21 protein-coding genes and 1 tRNA gene are annotated in these 24,798 nt (G+C 57.9%); 16 read left to right on the plus strand and 6 right to left on the minus strand.

All coding sequences use genetic code 11. The annotated features are described in order from the left end of the window. Nucleotides 1-91 precede the first annotated feature (91 nt). Genes ACO5Z0_RS00975 through ACO5Z0_RS00990 form a run of 4 tightly spaced genes read left to right on the plus strand, consistent with a single transcriptional unit; the run spans nucleotide 92 to nucleotide 6,089 of the window. Nucleotides 92-364 (plus strand): YhdT family protein, encoded by a 273-nt coding sequence (locus ACO5Z0_RS00975; protein WP_485648835.1) that lies wholly within the window; start codon nucleotides 92-94, stop codon nucleotides 362-364. After that, nucleotides 361-1,854 carry a sodium/pantothenate symporter gene (panF, locus tag ACO5Z0_RS00980; protein ID WP_485648836.1) on the plus strand — a complete coding sequence of 498 codons (1,494 nt, stop codon included), beginning with the start codon at nucleotides 361-363 and terminating at the stop codon, nucleotides 1,852-1,854. Before ACO5Z0_RS00975 ends, panF begins: the two co-directional genes overlap by 4 nt. Nucleotides 1,855-1,869: 15 nt before the next feature. Beyond that, the gene (locus ACO5Z0_RS00985) at nucleotides 1,870-3,033 is read left to right on the plus strand and encodes an exonuclease SbcCD subunit D (RefSeq protein ID WP_485648837.1); all 1,164 of its coding nucleotides are present in this window, start codon (nucleotides 1,870-1,872) and stop codon (nucleotides 3,031-3,033) included. Next, entirely contained in the window at nucleotides 3,030-6,089 is a 3,060-nt protein-coding gene (locus ACO5Z0_RS00990; RefSeq protein WP_485648838.1) for an AAA family ATPase, read from the plus strand. The genes ACO5Z0_RS00985 and ACO5Z0_RS00990 overlap by 4 nt, the downstream gene beginning before the upstream one ends. An 89-nt stretch (nucleotides 6,090-6,178) precedes the next feature. Here ACO5Z0_RS00990 and ACO5Z0_RS00995 read toward each other — a convergent pair whose 3' ends face one another. Together ACO5Z0_RS00995 and ACO5Z0_RS01000 are read right to left on the minus strand one after the other, a co-directional pair. Then, nucleotides 6,179-6,445 carry a helix-turn-helix domain-containing protein gene (locus tag ACO5Z0_RS00995; protein ID WP_485648839.1) on the minus strand — a complete coding sequence of 89 codons (267 nt, stop codon included), beginning with the start codon at nucleotides 6,443-6,445 and terminating at the stop codon, nucleotides 6,179-6,181. 51 nt (nucleotides 6,446-6,496) lie between these two features. Then, the gene (locus ACO5Z0_RS01000) at nucleotides 6,497-8,272 is read right to left on the minus strand and encodes a MutS family DNA mismatch repair protein (protein WP_485648840.1); all 1,776 of its coding nucleotides are present in this window, start codon (nucleotides 8,270-8,272) and stop codon (nucleotides 6,497-6,499) included. Between the two features lie 211 nt (nucleotides 8,273-8,483). Between ACO5Z0_RS01000 and ccmA the strand changes: the two genes are divergently transcribed. The 8 genes from ccmA to ACO5Z0_RS01040 all read left to right on the plus strand — a co-directional run bounded on the left by ccmA (nucleotide 8,484) and on the right by ACO5Z0_RS01040 (nucleotide 15,800). Beyond that, entirely contained in the window at nucleotides 8,484-9,146 is a 663-nt protein-coding gene (gene ccmA, locus ACO5Z0_RS01005) for a heme ABC exporter ATP-binding protein CcmA (RefSeq protein ID WP_485648841.1), read from the plus strand. Further along, nucleotides 9,103-9,783, plus strand: coding sequence for a heme exporter protein CcmB (locus tag ACO5Z0_RS01010; protein ID WP_442676723.1), 681 nt, complete (start codon nucleotides 9,103-9,105; stop codon nucleotides 9,781-9,783). Before ccmA ends, ACO5Z0_RS01010 begins: the two co-directional genes overlap by 44 nt. A gap of 16 nt (nucleotides 9,784-9,799) precedes the next feature. Beyond that, nucleotides 9,800-10,417, plus strand: coding sequence for a cytochrome c biogenesis protein CcsA (gene ccsA, locus ACO5Z0_RS01015; RefSeq protein WP_485648842.1), 618 nt, complete (start codon nucleotides 9,800-9,802; stop codon nucleotides 10,415-10,417). A gap of 3 nt (nucleotides 10,418-10,420) precedes the next feature. Further along, nucleotides 10,421-10,795 (plus strand): cytochrome c maturation protein CcmE domain-containing protein, encoded by a 375-nt coding sequence (locus ACO5Z0_RS01020; RefSeq protein ID WP_485648843.1) that lies wholly within the window; start codon nucleotides 10,421-10,423, stop codon nucleotides 10,793-10,795. Then, nucleotides 10,792-12,888: a cytochrome c biogenesis protein CcsA gene (gene ccsA, locus ACO5Z0_RS01025; protein WP_485648844.1), complete on the plus strand. Its 2,097-nt coding sequence runs from the start codon at nucleotides 10,792-10,794 to the stop codon at nucleotides 12,886-12,888. The genes ACO5Z0_RS01020 and ccsA (ACO5Z0_RS01025) overlap by 4 nt, the downstream gene beginning before the upstream one ends. Nucleotides 12,889-12,988: 100 nt before the next feature. Further along, nucleotides 12,989-13,468 (plus strand): cytochrome c3 family protein, encoded by a 480-nt coding sequence (locus ACO5Z0_RS01030; protein WP_442672471.1) that lies wholly within the window; start codon nucleotides 12,989-12,991, stop codon nucleotides 13,466-13,468. Then, nucleotides 13,461-14,810, plus strand: coding sequence for an ammonia-forming cytochrome c nitrite reductase subunit c552 (locus tag ACO5Z0_RS01035; RefSeq protein WP_485648845.1), 1,350 nt, complete (start codon nucleotides 13,461-13,463; stop codon nucleotides 14,808-14,810). Before ACO5Z0_RS01030 ends, ACO5Z0_RS01035 begins: the two co-directional genes overlap by 8 nt. 120 nt (nucleotides 14,811-14,930) lie before the next feature. Further along, nucleotides 14,931-15,800, plus strand: a complete 870-nt coding sequence (locus ACO5Z0_RS01040; RefSeq protein WP_485648846.1) for an Rpn family recombination-promoting nuclease/putative transposase — start codon at nucleotides 14,931-14,933, stop codon at nucleotides 15,798-15,800. Nucleotides 15,801-15,931: 131 nt separating this feature from the next. Here ACO5Z0_RS01040 and ACO5Z0_RS01045 read toward each other — a convergent pair whose 3' ends face one another. After that, nucleotides 15,932-17,725 (minus strand): methyl-accepting chemotaxis protein, encoded by a 1,794-nt coding sequence (locus ACO5Z0_RS01045; protein WP_485648847.1) that lies wholly within the window; start codon nucleotides 17,723-17,725, stop codon nucleotides 15,932-15,934. A 357-nt stretch (nucleotides 17,726-18,082) separates the two neighbouring features. On the opposite strand from ACO5Z0_RS01045, the gene ACO5Z0_RS01050 reads away from it, so the two are divergent. After that, on the plus strand, nucleotides 18,083-19,375 hold the full coding sequence (locus ACO5Z0_RS01050; protein ID WP_485648848.1) for an O-acetylhomoserine aminocarboxypropyltransferase/cysteine synthase family protein: 1,293 nt from the start codon (nucleotides 18,083-18,085) through the stop codon (nucleotides 19,373-19,375). 59 nt (nucleotides 19,376-19,434) lie between these two features. Here the strand turns inward: ACO5Z0_RS01050 and ACO5Z0_RS01055 are convergent, their stop codons facing one another. Beyond that, entirely contained in the window at nucleotides 19,435-19,902 is a 468-nt protein-coding gene (locus ACO5Z0_RS01055; RefSeq protein WP_442672466.1) for a hypothetical protein, read from the minus strand. Between the two features lie 204 nt (nucleotides 19,903-20,106). On the opposite strand from ACO5Z0_RS01055, the gene ACO5Z0_RS01060 reads away from it, so the two are divergent. Further along, nucleotides 20,107-21,288: an ATP-binding protein gene (locus tag ACO5Z0_RS01060; RefSeq protein WP_485648849.1), complete on the plus strand. Its 1,182-nt coding sequence runs from the start codon at nucleotides 20,107-20,109 to the stop codon at nucleotides 21,286-21,288. A gap of 44 nt (nucleotides 21,289-21,332) precedes the next feature. Beyond that, nucleotides 21,333-22,259, plus strand: coding sequence for a ketopantoate reductase family protein (locus ACO5Z0_RS01065; RefSeq protein ID WP_485648850.1), 927 nt, complete (start codon nucleotides 21,333-21,335; stop codon nucleotides 22,257-22,259). A gap of 110 nt (nucleotides 22,260-22,369) precedes the next feature. On the opposite strand, the gene ACO5Z0_RS01070 is transcribed toward ACO5Z0_RS01065, so the two are convergent. Next, a tRNA-Val gene (locus tag ACO5Z0_RS01070) sits at nucleotides 22,370-22,446 on the minus strand. A 191-nt stretch (nucleotides 22,447-22,637) separates the two neighbouring features. On the opposite strand from ACO5Z0_RS01070, the gene rnhA reads away from it, so the two are divergent. Beyond that, on the plus strand, nucleotides 22,638-23,333 hold the full coding sequence (gene rnhA, locus ACO5Z0_RS01075) for a ribonuclease HI (protein ID WP_485648851.1): 696 nt from the start codon (nucleotides 22,638-22,640) through the stop codon (nucleotides 23,331-23,333). A gap of 25 nt (nucleotides 23,334-23,358) precedes the next feature. Here the strand turns inward: rnhA and ACO5Z0_RS01080 are convergent, their stop codons facing one another. Continuing rightward, complete coding sequence (locus ACO5Z0_RS01080; protein WP_485648852.1) at nucleotides 23,359-24,747, minus strand: DUF805 domain-containing protein; 1,389 nt, start codon at nucleotides 24,745-24,747, stop codon at nucleotides 23,359-23,361. Nucleotides 24,748-24,798 lie beyond the last annotated feature (51 nt).

A 24,798-nucleotide genomic window follows, 5' to 3' on the forward strand; every position in this document is an offset into this window, starting at 1 on the left:
GAGACCGAGTTTATCCGTGTGTCCTTAACGATCCGACGGGACTTCCCGCGGATACATGGGGGCTCTTCCCCGAAAGAAAGGAAATTTGGAGATGACAAGAAAAGAAAAGTACCGCCAGGTAAGGCGCGAGGCCATAGCCACAGGACTGGCACTCGCCGCGCTCATCGTCTATTGGCTCTTCGCCGGCTTCGGCACGGCGTATTTCCTCGACGGCAGCACTCGCATCGCGGGTCTGCCGCTATGGGTCGTCTTGGGCACGTTCGGCACATGGGCGATGGCGCTCGTCATCGTTGTGCTTTTGCTGCGCTTCGTCTTTCGCGATATGCCGCTCGATGATGCGGATGAGAACGGGGGCGGCGCATGATGGAAAAGCTCGGCGTTCTTGTGCCGCTCCTCGCTTTCATGGGGCTGATGCTCGCTGTCAGTTTCGCCGTGCGCGTGCGCCGCGAAAACGGCGGCGCAGGATTCGTCTCGCAGTACTTCATCGGCAACCGTGCGATCGGCGGCTTCGTGCTCGCCATGACGACGGTCGCGACGTACAGTTCTGTCAGCTCCTTCGTCGGCGGTCCCGGCATGGCGTGGAAGGTCGGTTTCGGCTGGATCTATATGGCAGTTGTGCAGGTCACGGCAATTTTCCTCGTGCTCGGCATCTTCGGCAAGCGCGTCGCGCTGCTCTCGCGCCGGCTCGACGCCGTGACCATCGTCGATATCATTCGTGCGCGTTTCGGCTCGGATATGCTCGCGAACCTTTCCGCATTCGTCATTGTACTCTTCTTCCTCGGCACGATGACGGCGCAGTTCGTCGGCGGCGCGAAGCTCTTCGAGGCGGTCACGGGCTACAGCTATTTTACGGGGCTTGTGCTCTTCGGTGCAGTCGTCGTCCTTTACACGGCGATCGGCGGCTTCCGCGCCGTCGCCCTGACCGATACGCTGTGTGCCGTCATGATGATGATCGGCATCGTGCTGCTCCTCTACTTCGTGCTCGATGCGGGCGGCGGCTATTGGGCGATCTTGGAGACGATTGAGCGTGACCATCCGGCGATGCTTGCGCCTTTGGCGGCGGGAGATATGCCGCTCGGTCTCTATTTCACGCAATGGCTGCTCGTCGGGATATGTACGATCGCGCTGCCGCAGTCCGTCGTGCGCGGCATCAGCTACCGCGACACGCGCGGGCTGCATCAGGCGATGTTCATCGGCACTTTCGTCATCGGCTTTATGAACATCGGCGTCAACTTCACGGGCATCCTCGCGCACGGCGTTTTGACGGGTCCTGTGACAGACTACGGCACGGTGGACAACATCATCCCGCAGGCGATTGCGCACGCAATGCCGCCTGCTCTCGCGAGCATTGCCATCATCGGGCCCCTGGCGGCTTCGATCTCGACGATTTCGGGGCTTTTGATCGTCGCCTCGTCGGCGATCATCAAGGACGTCTATATGCACGAGAAGATGAAAAAAGGGCGTGTGCCCTCGATGCGCAGCCTGCGCGTTTTGTCGATGGCGTCGACCGTCCTTATCGGCGCACTCGTCTTTCTCCTCGCCGCTTCGCCGCCGAACCTCATCTGGCTCATCAACATGTTCGCTTTCGGCGGCCTTGAGACGGCGTTTCTCTGGGTCATGCTCTTCGGTCTTTACTGGCGGCGTGCGAACTGTATGGGCGCGCTGCTTTCGATGGCGGGCGGCACGATCGTCTATTGCGCGGCGCAGGCGATGAAGATCCATGTGTTCGGTCTGCACCCCATCGTGCTGGGGCTTTCATCGTCGCTTGTCTTTTTCCTGCTCGGTGCATACATGGGCAAGCCGACCGCCGCCGAGCGTCTTCGCGTGTTCTTTCCCGACGAAAGTGAGAAGTAGAAAGGAAAATTTCCCATGCGCTTCATTCATACCGCTGATTGGCATCTCGGACGGCTCTTCTTCGGCCGCCATCTGACGGACGATCAGGCGCGCGTCCTCGACGAGCTTGTGCATCTCGCCAAAGACACACGCGCCGAAGCCGTCGTCATCGCGGGCGACGTCTACGACCGCGCCGTGCCGCCCGTCGAAGCGGTCGAGCTTTTCGACGACGTGCTTTCGCGGCTTTTGCTCGAAGAAAGGTGCAAGGTGCTCTATATCGCGGGCAACCATGACAGCGCGGCGCGTCTTGGCTTCGGCAGCCGCCTCCTTGCAGGGGGCGGTGTTTTTGTCGCGGGGCAGCTCTATGCGGACGCGCCGCCTGTCGTTTTGGACGATGCCTGCGGCAAGGTCGCGTTTTCGCTTCTGCCCTATATGGAGCCGGCGACGGTGCGCTTTGCCTACGGCGAGGAAGCGGAAGACCTCGCGGGCTTTGACGAGGCGACTTCGTTCGCCGTCGTGCGCGCGGCGGCGTGTGTGCCGACGGGCTGCCGCAGCGTCGCCGTCGCCCATGCGTTCATCGCGGGCGGCGCATCGTCCGAGTCGGAGCGCCCGCTCTCGGTCGGCGGCTCCGACTCCGTGCATCCGACGTGCTTCGCGCCCTTTTCCTATACGGCGCTCGGGCATCTTCATGCGCCGCAGCAGGCGGGCGCTCCAAACATCCGCTATGCCGGCTCGCTCATGAAGTATTCGTTCAGCGAGGCGGCGCAGCGAAAGGGCGCGACGGTCGTCGATCTCGCCGCCGACGGATCCGTGACCATCGAGGAAGTCGCGCTCGCCGCACCGCACGATCTTCGCGTCGTGCGCGGCACGCTTGAGGAAATTCTTCGAGACCGCGCTCGCTTCCCGAAGAGCGAGGACTACACCGCTGTTGAGCTTATGGACAAGGGGCCTGTGCTCGACGCGCACGGCAAGCTCCGTACGATCTATCCGAACGTCCTGCAAGTCATGCGCCCCGGACTCATGGAGCAGGCGGGTACGGTGCGCGAGCAGGGAAGGAAGAAGCTCGACCGCCCCGACGATGTGCTTTTCGGTGAGTTTTTCGCCGACATGACGGGCGAAGCGCTCGACGAGGCGCAGAAGAAGGAGCTTTCTGATGTACTCGAAGCGCTTTTGCGTGAGGAAAGGGAGGCGAAAGCATGAAGCCGCTGCGATTGACCTTGGAAGCGTTCGGCTCGTATGAGAAAAAGACCGTCGTCGATTTTACAGAGCTTTCCGGGCGCAGCTTCTTTCTCATTCATGGGCGCACAGGTTCGGGCAAGACGACGCTGCTCGATGCGATCTGCTTCGCCTTTTATGGCGAGGCGAGCATGGCGGGGCGTACGGGGACGATGATGCGCACGGACGAAGCGCCGCGCGAAGCGCAGACAAGCGTTGATTTCCTCTTCGCCTTGGGGACGCGGACGTATCATATATGCCGCACGCCATCCTATGAGCGCATGAAGAAAGACGGCTCGGGGATGACCCCGGTGCAGGCTTCGGCGATGCTCTGGCAGGTCGCAGAGGACGAAGAGCGCGTACTCGCGCAGCGTCCGTCCGCCGTGACGCAGAAGATGACGGAACTTCTGGGCTTCGGCCCCGCGGAGTTTCGGCAGGTCGTTCTGCTGCCGCAGGGCGCGTTCCGCGATCTTTTGACGGCGAAGGTAGACGAGCGGGAAGCGCTTCTGGCGATGCTCTTCAAGACGGAGCGCTATCGCCGACTGGAAGAGCTTTTGAAGGCGCGCGCCAAGGCGATGGAAACGCGCCGCAGGGAAATCGCCGCACAAGAGGCGGCGCTTCTCGCAGGCAGCGGGGAAGAGACGCTTGAGGCACACATCGCGGTAAGCGCGGAGAAAAGAAAATCGCTCGCTGCGCTGGAAAAAGAGGCAAAGACGCGGCGAGAAACGCACGAAGCGGCGCAGAAAGCAGAGCAAAAGGGCATCCGTGAAGCGGAACTTCTGATGCGCTGGGAAAAGGCGCGTACGGCGCTCGCTGACCATGAGAAGAAGCGCGGCGATGTCGAGCGCTTTCGCGTACAGCTCGGTGAGGCGGAGCGTGCAGCGCAGCTCGAAGATGCAGCGAACAGCGCGGCGCATGATCGCGAGAAGCGAAAAGCGCGTGAAATCGAGCGTGAAGCCGCAGAAAAGAGCAGAATAAAGGCGGCAGCTGAGAAGCAGTGCGCCGAAGAAGCGGCAGCGCGGGAGAAAGAGCGTGAGCCGGAGCTGGCTGCACAGAAGGAAAAGGTGCGTAAGCTCACCGAGTACGGCGTGCTCGCGCAGGAGCTTTCACAGGCGGCAGAGCGGTTGAAGATCTGCGAGGATGCAGCCCGGCAAGCCGCGGCAAAGGCAGCGAAGGCAAAAACGGCGCGGGAAGAGACCGCTGCCGCGCTCCTTGCGCTCAGTGCGCGTGAGAAGGAACTGGCAGAACAAGCGGCGAAAGCCGAGGGGCTTTCTCTGGCGCTCGCGCAGAAGGAAAAAGAGCGCGAGCTGCGGCAAAACCTCGCTGTCTTGGAGAAGCGCGCAGCGCAGGCGGAAAAGACTGCCGAGAGCGCACGCGAAAAGGCGGCGCAGGCGATGCAGGAGACAGAAGCGAAGCGAAAGAGCCAGCGTGCTTTGGAGCTCGTCTATATGGAAGGGCAGGCGGCGCTTCTTGCGCGAGATCTGAAAGAGGGGGCAGCCTGCCCCGTCTGCGGTTCGACGCTGCATCCGCAGCCGGCGTTCAGCGAAGCCGTCGTACCGGAAAAGTCGGAAGTCGAGCGTGCGCGTACGGCGGCAGAAAAAGCGGAGCAAGTGCGTGCGGCGGCGGAAAAGGCGCAGGCGGCGGCGGAAGCCGACCTAGCCGCTGTCTGCGGCGAGCTTGTAGCGGCGAAGAAGTCGCTGCCGCAGATGCGTGGGGACGCGGAAAGTCTTGCCGCCGCCATCGCCTCTTTGCAGGCGGAAGTCCAAGCGGCAGGAGCGGCTGGGCAGGCGCAGAAAGAAGCCGCCCGCGAACGTGAAACGCTTGCCGTCAAGCTGACGCAGGCCGAAGCCGCGGAAAAAGAAGCGGCGAAGAGCGAAGAGGCCGCCAAGAGCGAAGCGGCGCAGGCGGCGGGCGTGCTGCGGGAAAAGTGTGCGTCTCTGCCCGAAGCATACCGTGAGCCGAAAGCGTTGGCCAAGATGCTTGCGTCAGCGGAGCGTGACATCGCCTTGCGGGAGAGAGCGCGGGCGGCGGCGCAGGATGCTCTGACACAGGCAGAAAAATCGCTTGCCGCCGCCTGCGCCGCTGCCAAGGCGGCAGAACAGGCGCAGGCGCTTGCAGAAGAAGAAGAAAAAAAGAGCGCCGCGCTCCTCGCCGAGCGATTAGCAGGCGCGGGCTTTGCCGATGAAGCTGCGTTTCGCGCCGTGCTTACGGGGGCTTTTGCGACCGCCGATGGGCGAAAGAAGGTGGCGGAGCGCATCCGCGCCTACGAGGACGCGCAGACGGCGTTCTCCGAGGCGGAAAAAAAAGCCGCCGCAGAAGCTGCGGGGCTTTTGGCGCCGGATCTTGCCAAGCTCAAAGCGGCGAGGGAAGAAGCGGCGCTCGCATGGAGCAAGAGTACGCGCGAAGCCGCCGCCTTGGCGCAGGAGATCAAAGAGCGCAAGGGGCGGGAAACCACTTTGCAAAAGCTCGCCGCAGAAGCGGCGTCTATGGATAGAGCCTATCGCACGACGGGCAGACTCTCGGAAGTCGCCGCTGGGCAGAACGCTCATCGTATGCACTTCCAGACGTATGTGCTTCGCTCGATTCTCGCCGACGTGACCGATGCGGCGAATCAGCGTCTTTTGCGCATGACGCATGGGCAGTATCGCTTGGAGCGCAAAGAAGGCGTCGCCGATAAAAGGCAGAGCGCAGGACTGGATCTCGAAGTTTTCGATGAGAATACCGGCTGCGCACGCCCAATGGCGACGCTCTCGGGCGGCGAATCCTTCCTCGCCGCCCTCGCCCTCGCCTTGGGGCTTGCTGACGTCGTCACCAGCTACGCCGGCGGCATTCGTCTCGATACCATCTTCATCGACGAAGGCTTCGGCACTCTCGACGCCGAAACCCTCGACCTTGCGATCAAAACCTTGATGGATCTCCAAAAAGGCGGCCGCCTCGTCGGCATCATCTCCCATGTCGAAGAACTGAAAAGCCGCATCGATGTGCGGCTTGAAGTGGAAAAGGGGGAAGACGGCAGTCGGGCGCGGTTTGTCGTGGGATAGGAATTCAAGGCGCAGCGAATAAGAATAAAGAGGGGCTGTCCATAAGCCGATTTTGGCTTATGGACAGCCCCTCTTACAATGAATCGAATCTAATTTTTCACCAAAGCAAGCCGCAGTCCCATGCAGTTGGAAATCTTGGCAAAGGTATCAAGCCTAGGCATCGCGCCGCATTTTTCAAAACGTGCGATGGAAGATTGCGCGATACCGGATTTCTGCGCTAAATCTCGCTGTGTCCACCCATTTTTTTCGCGAGTTTCAACAATTTGCGCGACCAAATCCGCAGCGAGAGAAAGCTCTTGCTTTTCCGCCCCCGTTAAGGATTTGATTTCTTTTTTCCGATCTTTCCAATTACGCATGACTATAACTCCCTGTATCCTTGTATCTAATCAAAGTGCAAGAGAAAACTTTTATTCCATAATCCCTGCCATCTTGAGCAAATATTGGGCGTTGCGCGTGGTGCAGCGCCCTTCTTTTATTTTGTAGTCGAAGAGGAGCTTGTCGTTTTCGTAGCTTTCTTCGAAGTGCCAGTTTGTGACGGGAGCGGCGCTCGTCTCTATCGAGCATAGCTCGAAGTCGTGTGTGGAGACGAGTGTGATGAAGTTTTCTCCCGTCAGGCGTGTGATGGCTTCTCTTGCGCCGATCAGACGGTCGGCGCTGTTTGTGCCTTTGAAGATTTCGTCGATGACGATGAGCATGGGCAGATTTTTCTTCTTGAACTCCATCATGCTCTTGATGCGCAGGATCTCGGCGTAGAACGTGGAAAGACCCTGTGCGACGTCATCGGTCACGCGGATCGAGGTGAAGATGTGAAGCGGTGAGAGACGCAGGTGTTCGCCCGGCACGGGTGCGCCGGCGTAGGCGAGGACGCAGGAACTCGCAATGGTTCTGAGGTACGTCGTCTTGCCGGACATATTCGAGCCGGTGATGATGCGTGTGCCTGCCGTCGTTTCGATGTCGTTCGGTACGGCGTGTTCTTCGGGGATCAGAAGGTGGGTGAGACCTTTGCCGTCGATGTGCGGCGCATCGTCCGTAAGCAGTTCGGGGAAGGTGTATGCTCTGCGCGTGAGACCGATGGTCGAAAAAGAGAGCAGCACTTCGACTTCTGCCCAGACACTGAGCCAGTCGCCGAGACGATCGGCAGCTTTCTCCTGCCAGCGTGCGATGCGGTATGCAAAGTGAAGGTCGCTGAGATAGAGCGCGTTGGCTAGTAGCAGGAAGATGAGGTTGTGGCGTGTGCGGGCGTGTTCGGCGAGGACGCTGAGATGGTGCAGGGAGCGCGCGGCAGAGCCGTCTTTGAGCTGCGATTGGAGTGCGGCGAGGTGCGGGCTTTGGAAGGTCGAGTTCTCCAAGCGCTCGAAGAGATGCTCGTAAAGGCGCAGTTCGCGGTGCATGGCTGCGAGCGGCTTTTGTGCCTTTGCCGTGCGGCTTCCCAGCCCGAAGGCGATGAGGATCTGCAGCAGTATGAGCAGCGCGGGCGCACTCCATCCGATGAGCGAGAGCGCCGCGCCGCCGACGGCGAGGGCGAGGGCGGCGGGCAGAACCCAGGCGATGAAAGCCGTGCCTGTGTACGGCGCTTGCGTATTCTTTTGCAGCGCGGAAAGAAGCGGCTCCGTGTCGTGCCCGTCGGGCAAAAGATCGGCGGACGCCATGAGATCGAGGACGAGTTTAGGACGCGCGATCAGTTCTTTGACCGCATCTTGGCGCCTTTTTGCCCGTGCGCAGTCCGCAGGAAAGGGAGCGAGGGCGGCGGCAAGGCGGTCGCGGCCTGCTTTCGTGCGTGCAGCGCAGATATATTGGTAGATGGAATCCGCCCCGAAGAGATGCAAGTCCTGCGCTTGAGGGATGTCTTCTTTGAGATATGCCGCGCCCGTCACACAAAAATCATGCCACTCGCCCGAAAATCGCGCGAGAAAGCCGGAAAGTGCGGAGATGTGGCTCTCCAGCAGCAGACGTTTTTCAAACAGTTTGCTGTGACGGTGCAGGAGTGCGGTGAAGCAGGCAGCGAGCGCGACGGCGCTCAGATAGAGCCAGACGGCTCCCGTATCCCAAGCCGCAGCGAGTGCAAGGAGGCTGAGGAAGAAACTCAAAAGCCGCAGCCATGAGAGTATCTGTCCCTGTCGATCAAGCCGCCGCTTCTCCGTGAGATCTGTCTCCCGCTCCGCGCAGAAAAAGTTCTTTTCCATAAATATTCCTCATTTCTAATCGATATGTAATCCACTTAGGTTTTATTATAAGCGTGAAACGCAATTAAGTCCAGTTCTCATGGCATCGATTCTTTTCAAAACATGAGAAAAGAATAAAAAAGTTCTGGCGCATGGAAATATTTATGGTATAATATTCATATATCATATCATAAATAAGATGATAATATTTCTTGCTAAGACTTGAAGGAGTGTGCTGTGCTTGGATGATTCTCTGACGCTTTCTTTTGAAGGCGCGGGCATTTCTTTTGCAGGGCGTACCGTTCTTCGCGGGCTGACCTTTACGCTTTGCTCGGGCGCGGTCGTCATCGTGCGCGGGGCGAACGGCAGCGGCAAATCGACGCTCCTGCGTCTCGCGGCGGGACTCTTGCGGCCGACGGAAGGGCGCGTCGCGCTTCATGGAGCGGACGGTGCAGCGGAAGGCGGCGCTTGGCAGGAGCGCATCGCGTACTTTTCGCCGGAGCTTTCGCTCTATCCGCTGTTGACAGCGGCGGAGAATCTCGACTTCTTCTTGGGGCTTCGCGGCGTCGCGCTTTCTGCTGAGGAGCGGCGCACGCTTTTTGTACGCGTGGGTCTTGCGGGCGCTGAAGCGTGGCAGCAGCCGACGTCGAGTTTTTCAACGGGGATGCGTCAGCGGCTGAAGCTCGCCGTGCTGCTTGGCGTGGATGCGCCCTTGTGGCTGCTTGATGAGCCGGGAGCGAATCTCGACGATGCGGGGCGTACGCTCATCGCTTCCTTGGCGCGCGAGGCGGCGGCAGGAGGGCGGCTCGTGCTCTGGGCGACGAACGCGCAAGAAGAGGAGGTGGCGCTCGATGCAACGCTCCGGATCTGCGGGGGCGAAGCGCATCTTTCGTAGGGAGCTTACGACGGCTCTGCGCAGCCGATCTGCGTGGACGGCGATGCTCATGTTCTCCTTGACGGCGATCGCGGCATTGTCTTTTGCGCTTCGCGGTGCGCCGCCCGAGCCGCAGGTCGCGGCGGGGCTTTTATGGGTCGTGCTGTTTTTCTCGGCGGAGGCGGGCGTTGGCCGTGCATTTTACGAGGAGGCGGCGAGCGGCACGCTGCTCGCGCTTCGCATCTATGCAGCGGCGCAGGCGGTGTTCTTCGGCAAGTTCTTCTACGCGCTTTTCATGCTCGCCGCGCTCGCCGCTTTTGACGTGGCGCTCTTTCAGATATTCCTCGGCTTTTCCCTTGCAGATGCTTTTGCCATGCTGCTCTTCTTTCTCGTCGTATTCCTCGGGGTATGGGGCTTGGCGGCGGCGGGCGTCATCATCTCGGCGCTGACGGTCGGCGCGGGTGCGAAGAGCGGACTCTTTTCCGTCTTGCTGCTGCCCGTCGTGCTGCCTGTGTTCCTGCCCGCGCTCAATCTTACGGGGGAGCTTTTCACGCAGCGCTTGCCGTCTTTTTCCCTGCTTGGTGCGATGGCGCTTTATGATCTCATCCTGACGCTTGGCGCATCGTGGCTTTTCGATTTCGTCTGGCAGGAAGTTTAGTTTTAGGAGTGAATATATGCTTCGCGTCCTCATCGTCTGTTTGACAGCGGCGCTTTTCGCCGCCGTATTCTTCCTTGTGCCGCCTGCCGAGGGGCTTGGCAATTATGTGCGGCTCGTGTTTTTCCATGTGCCTGCGGCTTGGATCTCGGTGCTCGCTTTTTTCCTCAGCGCGTGGTGGGCATATCGCTTTTTGCGATCGCGCGACGGTCGCTTTGACGCCTTGAGCGCACGCTCGGCGAAGCTTGGTTTTGTCTTCGTACTTTTCGCTACGGCGACGGGGGCGCTTTTCAGTCGGCTCTCGTGGGGCGCATGGTGGAACTGGGATCCGCGCCAGACGACGATCTTTGTCCTTATTCTCATCTACGGTGCGTACCTCACGCTGCGTTCGGCGGTGCCGGAAAGCCGCGGGCGTGCGCTCGTCTCGGCGGTTTACTCGCTCTTTTCCTTTCTGACCGTGCCGTTTCTCGTGTTTTTACTGCCGCGTCTCTACTTCTCGCTGCATCCCGAGCCGCTTTTGAACAGCGGCGGTCATGTGGCGATGGAGCCCGTCATGCTCGGCGTGCTCGTGCTCGGGCTGGTCGATGCGACGCTGCTCTATTTCGCGCTGCTTTTTCGCGGCGTCAAGGAGGGCTGACCGATGAAAAAATCGTATGTGCTCATGGGGCTTGTCGCCCTCTTCATCGTCTATGCGGGCTGGGCGTTTGCCGACAGCATCACGCCCTATGTCGATATCGCCGAGGCGCGTACGTCACGCGGCTCCGTGCAGGTCAAAGGTCTGCTGGCAGAGGATATGCCTGCACCGCAGCAGGACGGGAAGGATTTCGTTTTTTGGCTCGTCGATGAGACGGGCGAAAAGCTCGAAGTGCGTTATCACGGCACGGAGCCGGATCAGTTCCGCACGGCGCATCACATCGTTGCCGTCGGCAGTTGTAAGAACGGCGTGTTTGAAGCGGAGCGGCTGCTCATCAAGTGTCCGTCGAAGTATGAAAAGATGAAAGGCGGCGCAGCATGATATTTGGCACGGCTTTTCTTGCGCTGTCTCTCGTTTTTGCACTGGCGGCGGCTCTTTTGCAGCGCCGTGGGAAGGCGGCGGGCAGGATGTTCGCGCTCGCTTCGTTCTCTGCGGCGGCGTTGGCGAGTGCATGGCTTTTTTGGCTGATCTTGAATGATCGCTTCGACATCGACTATGTGTGGAGCTATTCGTCGCTTGACTTGCCGCTCGTCTATAAGATTTCCGTCTTTTGGGCGGGGCAGCAAGGTTCGTTTCTTTTGTGGCTCTTTTTTCATGCGGCGGCGGGCGCGGCGCTCGCTTGGCGCGGACGGCTCGGCGCCTTTGGACAGGCGGTATTCTTCTTCCTGCAGGCGCTTCTTGCCGCGCTCGTCTTGCTGTACAGCCCGTTTTTTGTGACGGAGGGTTACGCGCCTGCAGATGGTGCGGGCATGAATCCGCTCTTGCAGGATCCGTGGATGGCGGTGCATCCGCCGCTCGTGTTCCTCGGCTACGCGCTGCTTGCTGTGCCGTACGCTGCCTCTCTCGGCGCGCTTCTGTCGGAAAAAGCGGGCGGCGTCGAGTGGCTGGCGCTTGCGCGGCGTTGGGCGCTCGCGGCATGGGCGCTTCTTGGCGCAGGCATCTTCGTCGGCGCGTTTTGGGCTTACAAGGTGCTTGGCTGGGGCGGCTGGTGGGGCTGGGATCCCGTCGAGAACTCTTCGCTTGTGCCGTGGCTCGCGGCGGGTGTGCTTGTCCACCTGCTTTCGGCGGCGCGCGCGCGTCCGACGAATCTGGCGCTCGCGCACCTTTCGGCAATCTTCGCCTACGCACTGGCGCTTTACGGCACGTTTCTCGCGCGAAGCGGTCTTTTAGGCGACTTTTCTGTGCACTCGTTCAGCGGCACGAGCGTCGGACTTTGGCTCGTCGCTGTCGATGCGCTTGTTCTTATCGCGGGACTGCTGCTCCTCGTCTGGCGTGCGGACGGCTTTCCGAAGGGGGCGCAGTATGCGGCTCATGCGAGCCGTGAGTTTTGGCTGCTGCTCGGCTGTCTCTCGCTGACGTTCCTTGCGATCATCGTATTCATCGGCATGTCGATGCCGCTTTTGACGGGGGCTGGCGGCGAGGCTGCCGCCGTTGATACGGGCTTCTACACGAAGACGGGAATGCCCTTGGCGATCTTTTTGCTGCTCGCCATGATTCCCGCATCCCTGCTGCGCTATGGCGAGAGCCGCTCGGCGCTGCAGCGGGCGGCGATCCCTGCGCTCTTTGCAGGTGCGGCGGCGGCGGGGCTTCTCGGCGTGCGTGAGATCGCATCGCTCGTCCTCGCGGGTGCGGCGGCGGCAGCTTTCGCCGCGGCAGTCCTCGCTTGGAAAAGCCGTGCGCTTCGCCGTGGCGCTGCGCTCGCACACGGCGGCACGGCGGCGGCGCTCTTTACGATGGCGATCGCATCGGCGGGCGTGAGTACGACGCTTTCCTTTGCACCCGACGAGATGCAGGACTTTCTCGGGACTTCGGTCGTTTACGAGGGCATGGAGCTTTCTGAGAGCCGTCGTGAAAAAGCGTATGTGTTCCGTATCGACGGCGCGGAAGTGCGCGCTTTGACGAAGCTCAGCGCGGGCGGTGAGGATGCGGCGCGTGAGCCTGCGATCGCACACCGCGCGGCGGGCGACGTCTACATCGCGCCGGCGCCGGCGGCTGTCGGGCATGAGATCGTGCTGCAGCGCGGCAAGGCCGTATTGGACGGCGATCTCGCCTATCGTTTGGAACGCGTCGCGGAAGAGCGCGACAGCACGGATGCCGACCGCATCGTCTTTGTCGCCGCCATCGCCGTGACCGACGGCAAAACCGTCGATTTAGCCGAAGCCAGCCTCGCGGCGACGGGCGCACGCGCTTCGACCGAAGCCGTCTCCGTCTTAGACGGCAAGCGGCGGCTTCGCGTCATTGGCGTCACGGAGGACAGAAAGAGCATCATGCTTCAGATATTACCCCCCATTGAGGAGGAGGCGCGCCTGCCGCTGACGGCTTCCGTCAGTGAAAAACCGCTTCTCTGGCTCCTCTGGCTCGGTGCTATAGCGACATTCATCGGCACATCGTGCGCTGTGAGGAGGCGAGGCTAGGCAAGATTGCGTGAGATGAGGGCAGACGCAGCGCTTTGCGTGATGAAGCTGCTCAGAGGGGAATGTATGCGTCGTTTCTTAGAGAAAGGAGGGAAGGAGATTGGATGCAAAGGAATTTTTCCAGAAAAACACGCTGAAGTGTATCCTCGGCGGTTTTGCGGCAGGCGTCGCCTTTTCCGTATGCACTTCGGCAGGGCTGTCGTTTTCCGGATCCCCTGCGTTTTGCGGGCAATGTCATGCGATGAAGATGGAAAAGGCGACCTTCATGGAATCGTCGCACCGAGAGCGCGAGTGCGTGGACTGCCATTTGCCGCACGACAGCATGACGGCGTACTTCATCGAGAAAGGGCGGAGCGGCATGATTGATGTCTATCATGAGCTCAAGCGCGACTATCCCGCGCGCATCCGCATCTCGGAGCATGGGGAAAAAATCGTGAACGGCAACTGCCTGCGCTGTCACAGTGCGACGATGTCGGTCGTTCACGCAGGTCCGATGGACGCCAATACCGATTGCCTGAAGTGCCATCGGAGCGTAGCGCATGGCTCCAATCACCTGGAAGGAGGGATTAAAGTTGAATAAGCTGCAAAAGTATTTGCTGGGCGTCATTGCCGTCTGTATCGCGTTCTTCGGCTTTGTCATCGTGCGCATCGGCATCGCTCAGCCATCGACTTCGCTGAAGCTTGCCGAAATACCGACGGAAAACAACGCGCATCTCGGCATGGAGGCGTTCAAAGAAGCCTATCCGCTTGAGTATGAATCGTATCAGATGACGGCGAGCGACTCGCCGACGCCGACGGGCTACGGAAGCTCGGGCATCCACTCAAGACTCATGGACGAGCCGGAAATGATCGAAAACTGGAAGGGCTATGCTTTTTCCCTGCAGTACGACGACGATCGCGGTCACGTCTATGCTTTGCAGGATGTCAAGAACACGCTGCGCACGAACAAGGTCAATCAGTCCGGCGCATGTATCACCTGTAAGACTGCCTATACGAAGGATGTCTTTTATGACACGATGGGTTGGGACTACACCTTGAAGAGCTTCAAGGAACTTGCCGAGCAAGTGCCGAACGATGCGTCGATCGCCTGCGCCACTTGTCACGACGTCAAGACGATGAAGCTGCGTATCATGAATCCCGCACAGATCGAAGATCTTGAGCGCAACTGGGGCAAAACGTGGGATGAGATCAGTGACAACGATAAACGCGCCCTCGTCTGCGGACAGTGCCATACGGAGTATTACTTTGAGCAGGGCAAGAAGGGGCGCGTCGTATTCCCGCGGGACAACGGCTATACGGCGGAACAGATGTACGAGTACTACAAGCGCACCGATCTGCCGGGCGGCTTTAAGGGCGACTGGAAGCATCCCGACTCGGGCGCGATGATGCTCAAGGCGCAGCATCCCGACTACGATGTTTGGAAGACGAGCGTCCATGCGGATGCGGGCGTCACCTGCATCGACTGCCACATGCCGTACATGCGGAAAGACGGGCAGAAGTATACGTCGCATTACATCTCCAGTCCGCTGAAGTATATCGAAGCGGCGTGCCTCAAGTGCCACGATGAAAGCAAGGAAGTGCTGATCGCACGCGTCAAGACGATTCACGACAACACCTTCAAATTGCAGAGGACAGCGGGCATCACTTGTGCTAAGGCGCACCTCGCCATCAAGGCGGCGGCAGAAGCCGGCGCGACCGATGAGCAGCTCGCTCCCGCGCGTGAGTTGATCAGAGAAGCGCAGTGGTACTGGGACTATGTCGAAGCAGAAAATGGCGTTGGTTTCCACAACCCCGACCAATGTATGAGAACGCTCGGACTATCCATCGACCTTGCACACCAGGCGATCGAAGCGGCAAACGCCGCCACACGCGGTGCATTCCCGATGGACAATCTGCCGACGACGCCCGCCGAACATCTCTGATCTGCGGATGTTGTGCAGAAAAATTGCAGATGAAGACCTGCCGCACAAAGCCGATGTGCGGCAGGTTTTTCTTGCAAGAAACAAAGAAAAAACGTAGAATAAAAGAAAGAGGTGAATCGTATGTACTGCATTAAACCGTGGGAAGATCTAACGATCCAAGACGACTATATGTTCAAGCTCATCATGAACATCAAGCCTATATGTCTGAAATTGCTCCAAGGCATCCTGCGCATGGAAATCAAAGACATACATTACCTCGAAACGGAAAAATCTATGGACGCACGCTACCAAGGCAAGGGCATCCGCATGGACGTCTATGTGCGTGATGACGCCGCGACCGTTTATAACATCGAAATGCAGGTTCGTATGCTCGAAGGAACAAGCCTTTTTAAGCGCACGCGATACTATCAGTCCATGATCGATGCGGACCTTCTGGCGGCGGGTGCAGACTATGATGACTTGAACAAGACCATCATCATTTTCATCTGCCCGTTCGATCCCTTTGGTGAAGGAAGGCACATCTATACGTTTGAAAATATCTGTTTGGAAGATATGAAATGCAAATTACAGGACGGCACGACAAAAATCTTCTTGAATACAAAAGGCACGATGGCGGATGTAGATGAAAGTGTCAAAGCATTTCTCGACTATGTGAACGGCATCGTGGGTGAAGATCCGCTTGTGCGGGAAATAGATGAGAGGATTCGGAGGATCAAGCGAGAGAACGAAGAAAGGGTGAGTTATATGACTTTTGCGATGAAGATGATGGAAGAGCGCAAAGAAGGCTTCCGTGAGGGAGAGCGCCAAGGCTTTACAAATGGGCTTGCTGAAGGAAAAGCTGAGGGAAAAGCTGAAGGAAAAACTGAGGGCGTAGCATTCTCTATCAGCAATATGATGAAAAGTTTGGGAGTTTCGGTAGAAAAGGCGATGGACATACTGCAGATTCCGGCGGATGAGCGCACGAAATATGCGGCGCTGGTGAGGCAGTGACGGACAAAAGATGCAGTGTATTTGTAAATTTGAGAAACGTCATTTTATCAGCGCGTCCATAAGTGTTTGCTTCTAAGATCGAAAAACCGCCGTCCATGAGGACAGCGGTTTTTTCGTGCGGTTTATGCTTTTTATACCTTGAAGCGGCTGATAGCTGCATGCATCGCTTTTGACATATCGTGCAGCGTGCGGCTTGCTCCGGCGATCTGCTGCACAGCTGCCGTCTGCTGCTGCGTCGCAGCGGATACGGTCTGTGATTCGGCAGCGACGTTGCGGCTCATCTGGTTTATCGTGTCGGCAGAGTCGCGGATAGCGTGCGTATTTTGCTCAAGACTGTGGACGCGCTTGCCCATATCGCGCGATTCAGAAGCGACGCGTTCGACCATAGCGGCGATTTCCTTGAACGTATGTCCGGCGGCGTCTACGGCGTCCGTGCCGCCCTGCACCTGTGCGACGCCCGCCTGCATGACTTCGACGGCGTTTTGCGCCTTTTCCTGAATCGAGGTGATAAGCTCGGTGATTTCGCCCGCCGATATGCTCGATTGCTCGGCGAGTTTTCGCACTTCCTCGGCAACGACGGCGAAGCCGCGGCCGTGTTCGCCTGCGCGCGCCGCTTCGATGGCGGCGTTCAAGGCGAGGAGGTTCGTCTGTTCGGCGATGGCGGAGATGGCGTCGACGATCGTGCCGATCTTGTTCGATTCTTCTCCGAGTACGGAGATGACCTCAGCGGAGTGCGAGACGGATTCTTCGATGCGCTTCATTTGGAGAACCGCCTCATCAACCCTTGTGGCGCCTTCAGCTGCCGCGCGATTCGTGCCTTCGACAGCGCCGACCGTCTGCTCTAAGTTGCCGGCGAACGCGCTCATGTGCTCTTCAAGTGAGCCGACCTGCGTCTTGGCGCGATCCATTTCGGCGAACTGCGCGTTGCACGACGAGGCGACCTTGCCCATAGACTGTGCGACCTGTTCGCTGACGATGGCGGATTGATCGGCGCTCGTGTTGAGCTGCTCGACGGCGAGCGTGATCTTTTCCGACGATTCGATCGCTTGCTTCATCATCTTGCGTACATTGTGCTGCAAGGCGTCGAGCGCATGGCTCATCTTGCCGAGCTCGTCCTCACTCGTGACGGCGACCTCAAGCGCGGCATTGTGGCGGAAGTCGCCTTCCGAGAGCGTTGTAAGACGCTTCGTCACCTGTGTGATGGGACCTGCGAGCTTGTTGCTGAGGAAAATCGCCACGACGATGCAAAGGGCTTCGATCAAGAGCGAGATGAGCGCCGTCATGCGCAGGCTGTTATAGAATTCTGCATCCGTGATCTTTTGCTGCGCCGCGATAAGTTCGTCGATTTGATCGATCCAGACGCCCGTGCCCAAGACCCATTGATAAGGCGCGAATGTCACCGTGTAGTTGCGCTTGGGGAGAGGCTTCGTCTCGCCGGGCTTGGCGAAGCTCAGGTTTGTGTAGCCGCCGCCCGGCTGCTGGCCGTTCTTCAGCATTTCCTGAATGAAATGTACGCCGTTGGGATCGACGAGATCGATGCGGGATTTTCCTTCAACGTCACGTCCTAAGAGAACGACGTTGACACCGTCCACTGTATCGACCCAAAAATACCCTTTGCCGTCGTCGTATCGCAGATCGCGCACGGCGTCGGCGGCGAGCTTCTTCGCCTGCGGTTCGGTCAGCTCTCCGGCTTGCTGCCTTTGGTAGATTTTTTCAAGCAGGCTGACGACGATTTCCGTATTGTTTTTCAAGGATATATCGACATCCTGCAAAAGCTGTGCTCGATAGTTTTCCATCTGCGTCTGTGACTCTGTGCGCAGGGTCTGCACCCAGAGCAAGCTGATACAGATGACGCTGATGAGAGAAGTTCCGACCATCAGGGCGATGAACTTCACGCGCAGCGACAGAGAACTAAGACTAAACATGGCGTATCCCTCCTGAATCACGCGCAATCCTTCCGTGGGTGCCGTAAAGCACCAAGTCTGTCCATACGTGAGCGGAAAAGAGCTTTCGTTAACCAACCGAAAGACCCGAAGCGCACGCAAAATACAGACTTCCGTACCTTCTGTATAAAATATTTTTCGACAGAAAGATGTGGAATCCTTCCCATGCTTGAAAGATAATTTGTTTTTAACGAAATAGGTTCTTTGCTTCTGTGATAGGGGTATATTGGTTTTATAAAACCTATTGACAAAGTATGATATTGTGATACAATGGCATTGTCATATCAATCAAGTATGTTTTATGTATTGCGGGTAAGCCCGAGGAAAGAGGAGATTTTGATGAGCGACGAGAGAAAGTACAAGTTTGAGACGCTGCAGTTGCATGTCGGGCAGGAGTCAGCCGACTCTGCGACGGGTTCGCGCACCGTGCCGATCTACCAGACGACGTCGTATGTGTTCCGCAATTCAGAGCACGCGGCGGACCTCTTCAGTCTGAAGGAGGCGGGCAATGTCTACGGCAGGCTCATGAATCCGACGCAGGACGTGCTCGAAAAGCGCATCGTAGCGCTTGAAGGCGGCGTGGCGGCGCTCGCCTTCGCTTCGGGAGCGGCAGCGGTGACGACGGCGCTGCAGGGGCTGGTTCATGCGGGGCAGCACATCGTTGCGGAGACGACGATCTACGGCGGCACCTACAATCTTTTGGCGCATACCTTCCCCGACTTCGGAATCGAGACGACGTTCGTCGATCCGGCGAAGGGCGCGGAGGCTTTTGCGGCAGCGATTCGAGACAATACGCAGGTCATCTACATTGAGACGATCGGCAATCCGAACGCCGACCTCGTGGACATCGAGGCAGTCGCCGCTGTCGCGCACAAGCACGGCATTCCGCTCGTCGTCGATTCAACCTTTGCTACGCCGTATCAGCTGCGCCCCATCGAGCACGGCGCGGACATCGTCATTCACTCGGCGACGAAGTTCATCGGCGGTCACGGCACGACGCTCGGCGGCATCGTCGTCGACAGCGGCAAGTTCGACTGGGCGGCGTCGGGACGCTTCCCGTGGTTCGTCGAACCGAACGAGAGCTACCACGGCTTGTCGTTTGCGAAAGACATCGGCGCCGCCGCTTTCGCGGTTTATCTGCGTGTGCTCCTGCTGCGCGACACGGGCGCGGCGATTTCGCCGTTCAATGCGTTCCTGCTGCTGCAGGGCGTCGAGACGCTTTCCTTGCGCGTCGAGCGCCATGTGGAGAACGCCTTGAAGGTCGTCGATTATCTCGCGAAACATCCGCAAGTCTTGAAGGTCAACCATCCCTCGCTCGCCTCGCATCCCGATCATGCGCTCTATGAGCGCTACTTCCCGCAGGGCGGCATATCCATCTTCACCTTCGAGGTTAAGGGCGGCGGCGAAGCGGCGCAGAAGTTCATCGACCATCTCAAGGTATTCAGCCTGCTCGCCAATGTCGCCGACGTAAAGTCGCTCGTCATCCATCCGGCGAGCACGACGCACTCGCAGATGAACGAAGAAGAGCTGAAAAAGAGCGGCATCGCGCCCGGCACGATTCGACTTTCCATCGGCACGGAGCACATTGACGATATCCTCTACGACTTGGAGCAGGCGTTCAAGGCGCTCTAACGAAAAAAATACGGCAAAGACTTTTGTGCCTTTGCCGTATTTTTGTGCGATCGTTTCAATCAGCGCTGCAACGCCCGAACGCGTGCGAGCATGGCATCGCGTTTCATCTGCTCTTCGCGTGCGCGTGCGACCGCGCGTGCCTTGAAAGCGGCGATTTCCGCTTCGTCAGTCATCTCAACGGCTCCTTCTGTGCGGCGGCAGGCGATGTAAAGGATCGTGATCGTCAGCGCCGTCGCCGTGATCGCGATGAAGGAATGCGGGTAGCCTGTCGCTTCGACGAAGCGAGGCCCCAAGATCCAAAGCACGGCGACGGGCATCCAAGCGGCGAGCATCGTAAAGGCGAAGCCCAGCACGAACAGATTCTTCATCTTTCCTGAAGAAAGCACTCGTACAGAATATCCGAAGTGGTGCAGAACCGCCATGACGGCGTACTGCCCGACGAAAAAGCCAATGATCGATATGACGACCCAAGCCGCCTGCGGCATCTCACCCATGACAAAAGCACGCTCCTTCTGTGTGTTATTCATTCTTTCTTATTATAACATAAGAATACGGTTTTCCCAAGAGTGGGAAAGGAAAAATATAAGAAATACGGCTGCATGTATCCGTGTTTCTTATCGACAGGGGCGGTGTGCTGCGGTTTTCATCATATTGATAAAATCGTTGGAATTTAAAAGTTTTTCTTGTATAATGAAAAAAGGTGATGAAATATGATCGTTCGTAAATTATATTTGGATCGTCTGTTATCCTTTATCCATCAACCTGTCATCAAGGTGATCACGGGTATGCGCCGAGCAGGAAAGTCAACGCTGCTTGCGATGCTTGCCGAGCGTCTGCTTGAGGACGGTGTGCGAGAGGAGCAGGTGATCCGCATGAACTTTGAGTCCATGATGTTCGATGACATTTCCGACTATCGGCAGCTTTATGCGCGAGTGCAGGAAAAAATCGGCGGGCAAAAGCAGGTATATTTGCTGCTCGATGAAGTGCAGCAGGTAACGCATTGGGAAAAGGCGATCAATTCGCTCTTTGCGGAAGGCGTCGCCGATATTTGCATTACGGGATCGAATGCGAAAATGCTTTCTTCCGAAATAGCTACACTTCTTTCAGGACGCTATGTAGAGATTCGGATGCTGCCGCTGTCCTTTCGTGAGTATCTGGATTTCTTGCCGGAATGCAGGAAAGACCGAGAGGCCGCTTTCGTACAGTATTTGCGCTACGGGGGCTTGCCTGCGATTCCCGCGCTGCCGCAGAGGGATGAAACGATTGCGCTTTTTTTGTCGGGCGTCTACCATACGGTTTTGATGAAAGATGTCGTGGAGAGAAGCGCTGTGCGCGATCCGGCGCTTCTTTCACATATCCTGCGGTTTCTTGCCGACAACATAGGCAATCCTGTTTCAAGCAGCCGCATCAGCGGCTATTTGACGAGCCGTGGCAGAAAGGTCAGTGCGTATACCATCGACAATTATCTGCATACTTTGGAGAGTGCATTCATCTTTTATCGTGCGCCGCGTTACGACATCAAGGGAAAGTTGTATCTGAAAACGCAGGAGAAGTATTACATTGTTGACAACGGCATCCGAAATGCTTTGTTGGGCTTTCGTGACGGCGACTATGGACGTATTTTGGAGAATATTGTCTATCTGGAACTTTTGCGGCGCGGCTACACGGTTGGCGTCGGCAAGATCGGGCGCATGGAGGTGGATTTCGTGGCGCAGCGGGCGGATCGGAAGCAATATTTTCAAGTGGCTGCCACCGTTATGGACGAGTTGACGCGGGAGCGCGAACTGCGAGCGCTCGCTGCCATTCCGGATCAGTATGAGAAAACGCTTTTGACGATGGATCGGTCGTATATTAAGGATTTCAATGGGATTCACAATGTGAATATTCTTGATTTTCTCTTGGACGATTCATGATATAATAGAGGGGCGGTTTCTACATGCGAAGGGAGGCATTCACGATGAAATTTACGATGTTTGGCGCGGGAGGCACGGGCGGGGTACTCGGCGGCTATCTTGCGCTTGCCGGCCATGATGTGACGCTGATCGCGCGCGGCAGGCATCTTGCTGCGCTGCAGAAGGACGGCTTGACGATCGAGTCGGCGCACGGGGGGACGCTCCATATCAAGAATGTGAAAGCACAGACAGCGGAATCTTATGCAGAAACGCCCGATGTGCTCTTCGTCTGCTGCAAATATTACGGGCTGCCCGATGCCGTCGCGTTCGCAAAGCGTGCGGCGTCGCCCGATACGCTCATCATTCCGATCTTGAACGTCTTTGGTACGGGCGAGGTCATGCAGAAGGATCTGCCGGGGCTGACCGTACTCGATGGCTGCATTTACATCTTCGGCAGCATTAAGGCGCCCGGCGTCTTAGAACAGGCGCAGAAAATTTTGCGCGTGATCTTCGGCTTCCGTCCCGACGAGGACAAGCGTTTGGAGGAAAAGGCGAAAGCGCTCGAAAACCTCCTGCAGGAAGCGGATATTCGCGGGCATTATAGTCTCGACATCCGCCGCGACGCCTTAACGAAGTTCGGCTTCGTCTCACCGATGGGCGCAGCGGGGCTTTATCATGGCGTGACGAGCGAGGCGTTCTGGCAGGATGGGGTGGTGCGCGACACATACCTCGGGCTGATTCGTGAGGTCGAAGCGGTAGGCAAGGCGATGGGCGTCGTCTTTGAGAAAGACTTGGTGGAGACGGGCGTTGCTTTCATCGACGCCTTTGAACCGGGGCTAAAGACGAGTATGCAGCGTGATGTGGAGAAGGGCGGGGCGTCCGAGTTTGACGGCTTGGTGAATCGCATGGTTGCGCTTGGCGACCGCTATGGCGTGCCGGTGCCGCTCTACAAGAAGATCAGCGAATGGGGCAGAGCGCGAGGCATCCAATAAGGTCAGATCGAAGCGATGTGTGCGCTCTTGCTCTGCAAGGCGGTGCAGGAACGACAAAAAAGGGCTGCCGCATGAGTTTTGGAGAACTCGTGCAGCAGCCCTGACAATGCTGGTGCTCATGGAGGGACTCGAACCCCCGACTTCCACCATGTGAGGGTGACACTCTAACCAACTGAGTTACATGAGCAGTATTGGGTTGAACATAGAAACCATTATACATGATTTTTTAGATGTTGACTACCCCTAAACCATAAAAAATTTATGGTTATACACATTTTTCTGTGGATAAAACCTGTTGAGATGTGGATAAACCTCAAAATCCAGAAATTTATGCGGCGTTTATCCACAACAATTTGGATGAGATGGAGGTTCATATTATTGACGAAGAAATTTTACGCTGTACGCGTGGGGCGAAAGACGGGGATATTTCGCACATGGGATGACTGCCGTGCGCAGGTGGAAGGATTTGGCGGCGCTCGCTACAAGGGCTTTCTGACGGAGGCAGAGGCGCACGCTTGGCTTGGCGAGGCGCAGCCGTTATCCGCGCTCTTTGCAGGGGAGAAAGCGCCTGCTGCGCGTCGTGCGCCTCTTCGTGCAGGAGGTGCGCAGACAGGCGAAGTGCTTGAGGATGATGCAGATCTTTGTCATGTCTATACGGACGGATCCTGTCTTAGAAATCCGAATGGTCCGGGCGGCTGGGCGGTCTGCATCGTGCGTGGGGGCGAAGTGGCTGAGACGCTTTCCGGCGGCGATCCTTCGACGACGAACAATCGCATGGAGATGACGGCGGCGATCGAGGCTTTGCGGCATTTGCCAAAGCATGAGCCGCTCGTGCTTTCGACGGACAGTCAGTACTTGAAGAACGGCATTACGAAATGGATTTTCAGCTGGAAGCGACGCGGCTGGAAGAAAGCGGACGGCGGCCCTGTCTTGAATCAGGAGCTTTGGCAGACGCTCGACTCCTTGATCGATGGTCGGCGCATCATCTTTCGCTGGGTCAAGGGTCATGCGGGGCATAAGTACAACGAGATTTGCGATATGCTGGCAAAAAAAGAAGCGCAGAGCTTTTCCTGAAGGGGATGGCTCTGCACTTCTTTTTCTACTGCCGTTTGAGCGGCGCTTCTCCATAGTCGTTGCTGAGAACCGATCCTTTGATAAAGACGAGAGCAGCAAACAGGAACACTTCGTAGACTTCAAGGAGGAAGGCGGCGGCGATGATCTCAATGCCGAAAGGCTCGTGTGCGAGTATGCGCAAGTCGCCGCCGAAGAAGGCAAGACAGGCGATGAAGGCGAGTGTGAGTATGAGCGGCAGTCCCGCAAGCCAGCCGCTTCTGCCGATGTCATGCAGGCGTTGGAATACGATGCCTGTCGGCAGGATCGAGGCGAGCGCACAGGCGGCTGCTGTGCCGTAGAGTGCGACCGCGTCGCTTAGGGGCGGCGGCAGGCGCTCCGCTGTTTCGAGTATGACGAAGAGCAGCAGACAGACGAAAAAGAGCAGGAAGAGCAGTCGCAGCAGGAAGCGTTTCCGGTTCATTCTGCCTTTGAACTGTATCATGCGCAGGAAGAACGGGTAGTTCTCCGTCGGTCGTTCAGCGATCTGGGGGCGCAGACGCTCGGCGCTTTCGGGGGAGCCGGAGGCATTGCTCGAAAGCTCGCCTTCGGCAAAAAGTAAGAAAATGTGCAAAAGGATCAGCAGAGCGCCCGCTGTGCATCCATAGGGCAGAAGACTGCGGAGGAGGAAATGCTCGGCTGTGACGCCCAAGAGCGGCGGCAGATTGAGATAGAGGAGCAGACTGCGTGCTTCGGCAGCGAGTGCGAGGACTGTGAGCGGGCAGATGACGGCGATGAGCCACGTCGTGTCGCCGTAGCCGAGATCGTGCCAGCGACGCATCGCCGAGCGCAGAAAGACGATCAGAAGCAGGGCGAGCGGCACGCTGACGCACAGAAGCGCGGCGAATCCTGCGGCAAGCGAGAGACTTTCCGATGGCATGGGGCGTCCTGCGCCGAGCCACGACAGCACAGCGGCGGCTGCGCCCATGATGAGCGCCGTAAGTCCGGCGGCGCTCATCATGCTGCCAATGAAGTGAAAGACGAAGAGTTTCTGCCCCATGCGACCTTCGGGCGAGAGCCAGTTTTCAAAAAGGCCCTGCAAAAAGCCGCCCTGTGCAGGCGGTTCCTTTTTTTCTTCCAAGGATGCCGCTATTTCACCGCGCCGCTCTTCATCTGCAAGCAGTTCCTGCAGAAGTTCGGCGGCGCTTTGGCGCGGACGCTCTTCACCTAAAGCGGATGCGGGATCCTGCGGCTCCTTTTCGCTTTCCATATCGTTTGTATCGCTGACGTCTGCTGTCGTTTCGTACGCGCTTTTTGCGTCTCCTATATCCGCGGATTGCAGCATGTCTTTCGGAGCATCATAGTCCGAAAGGCTCTCGCGCCTAAGACGCGCTAAGATGCTTTCGGTATCCTCTGACGCCTTGCTTTTTCTTGCCATCGTCCGTGTCCTCTCCTTACAAATTCCGTATCTTTAGGGAAGCGCTGCATT

The organism is Selenomonas sp., from assembly GCF_057272215.1.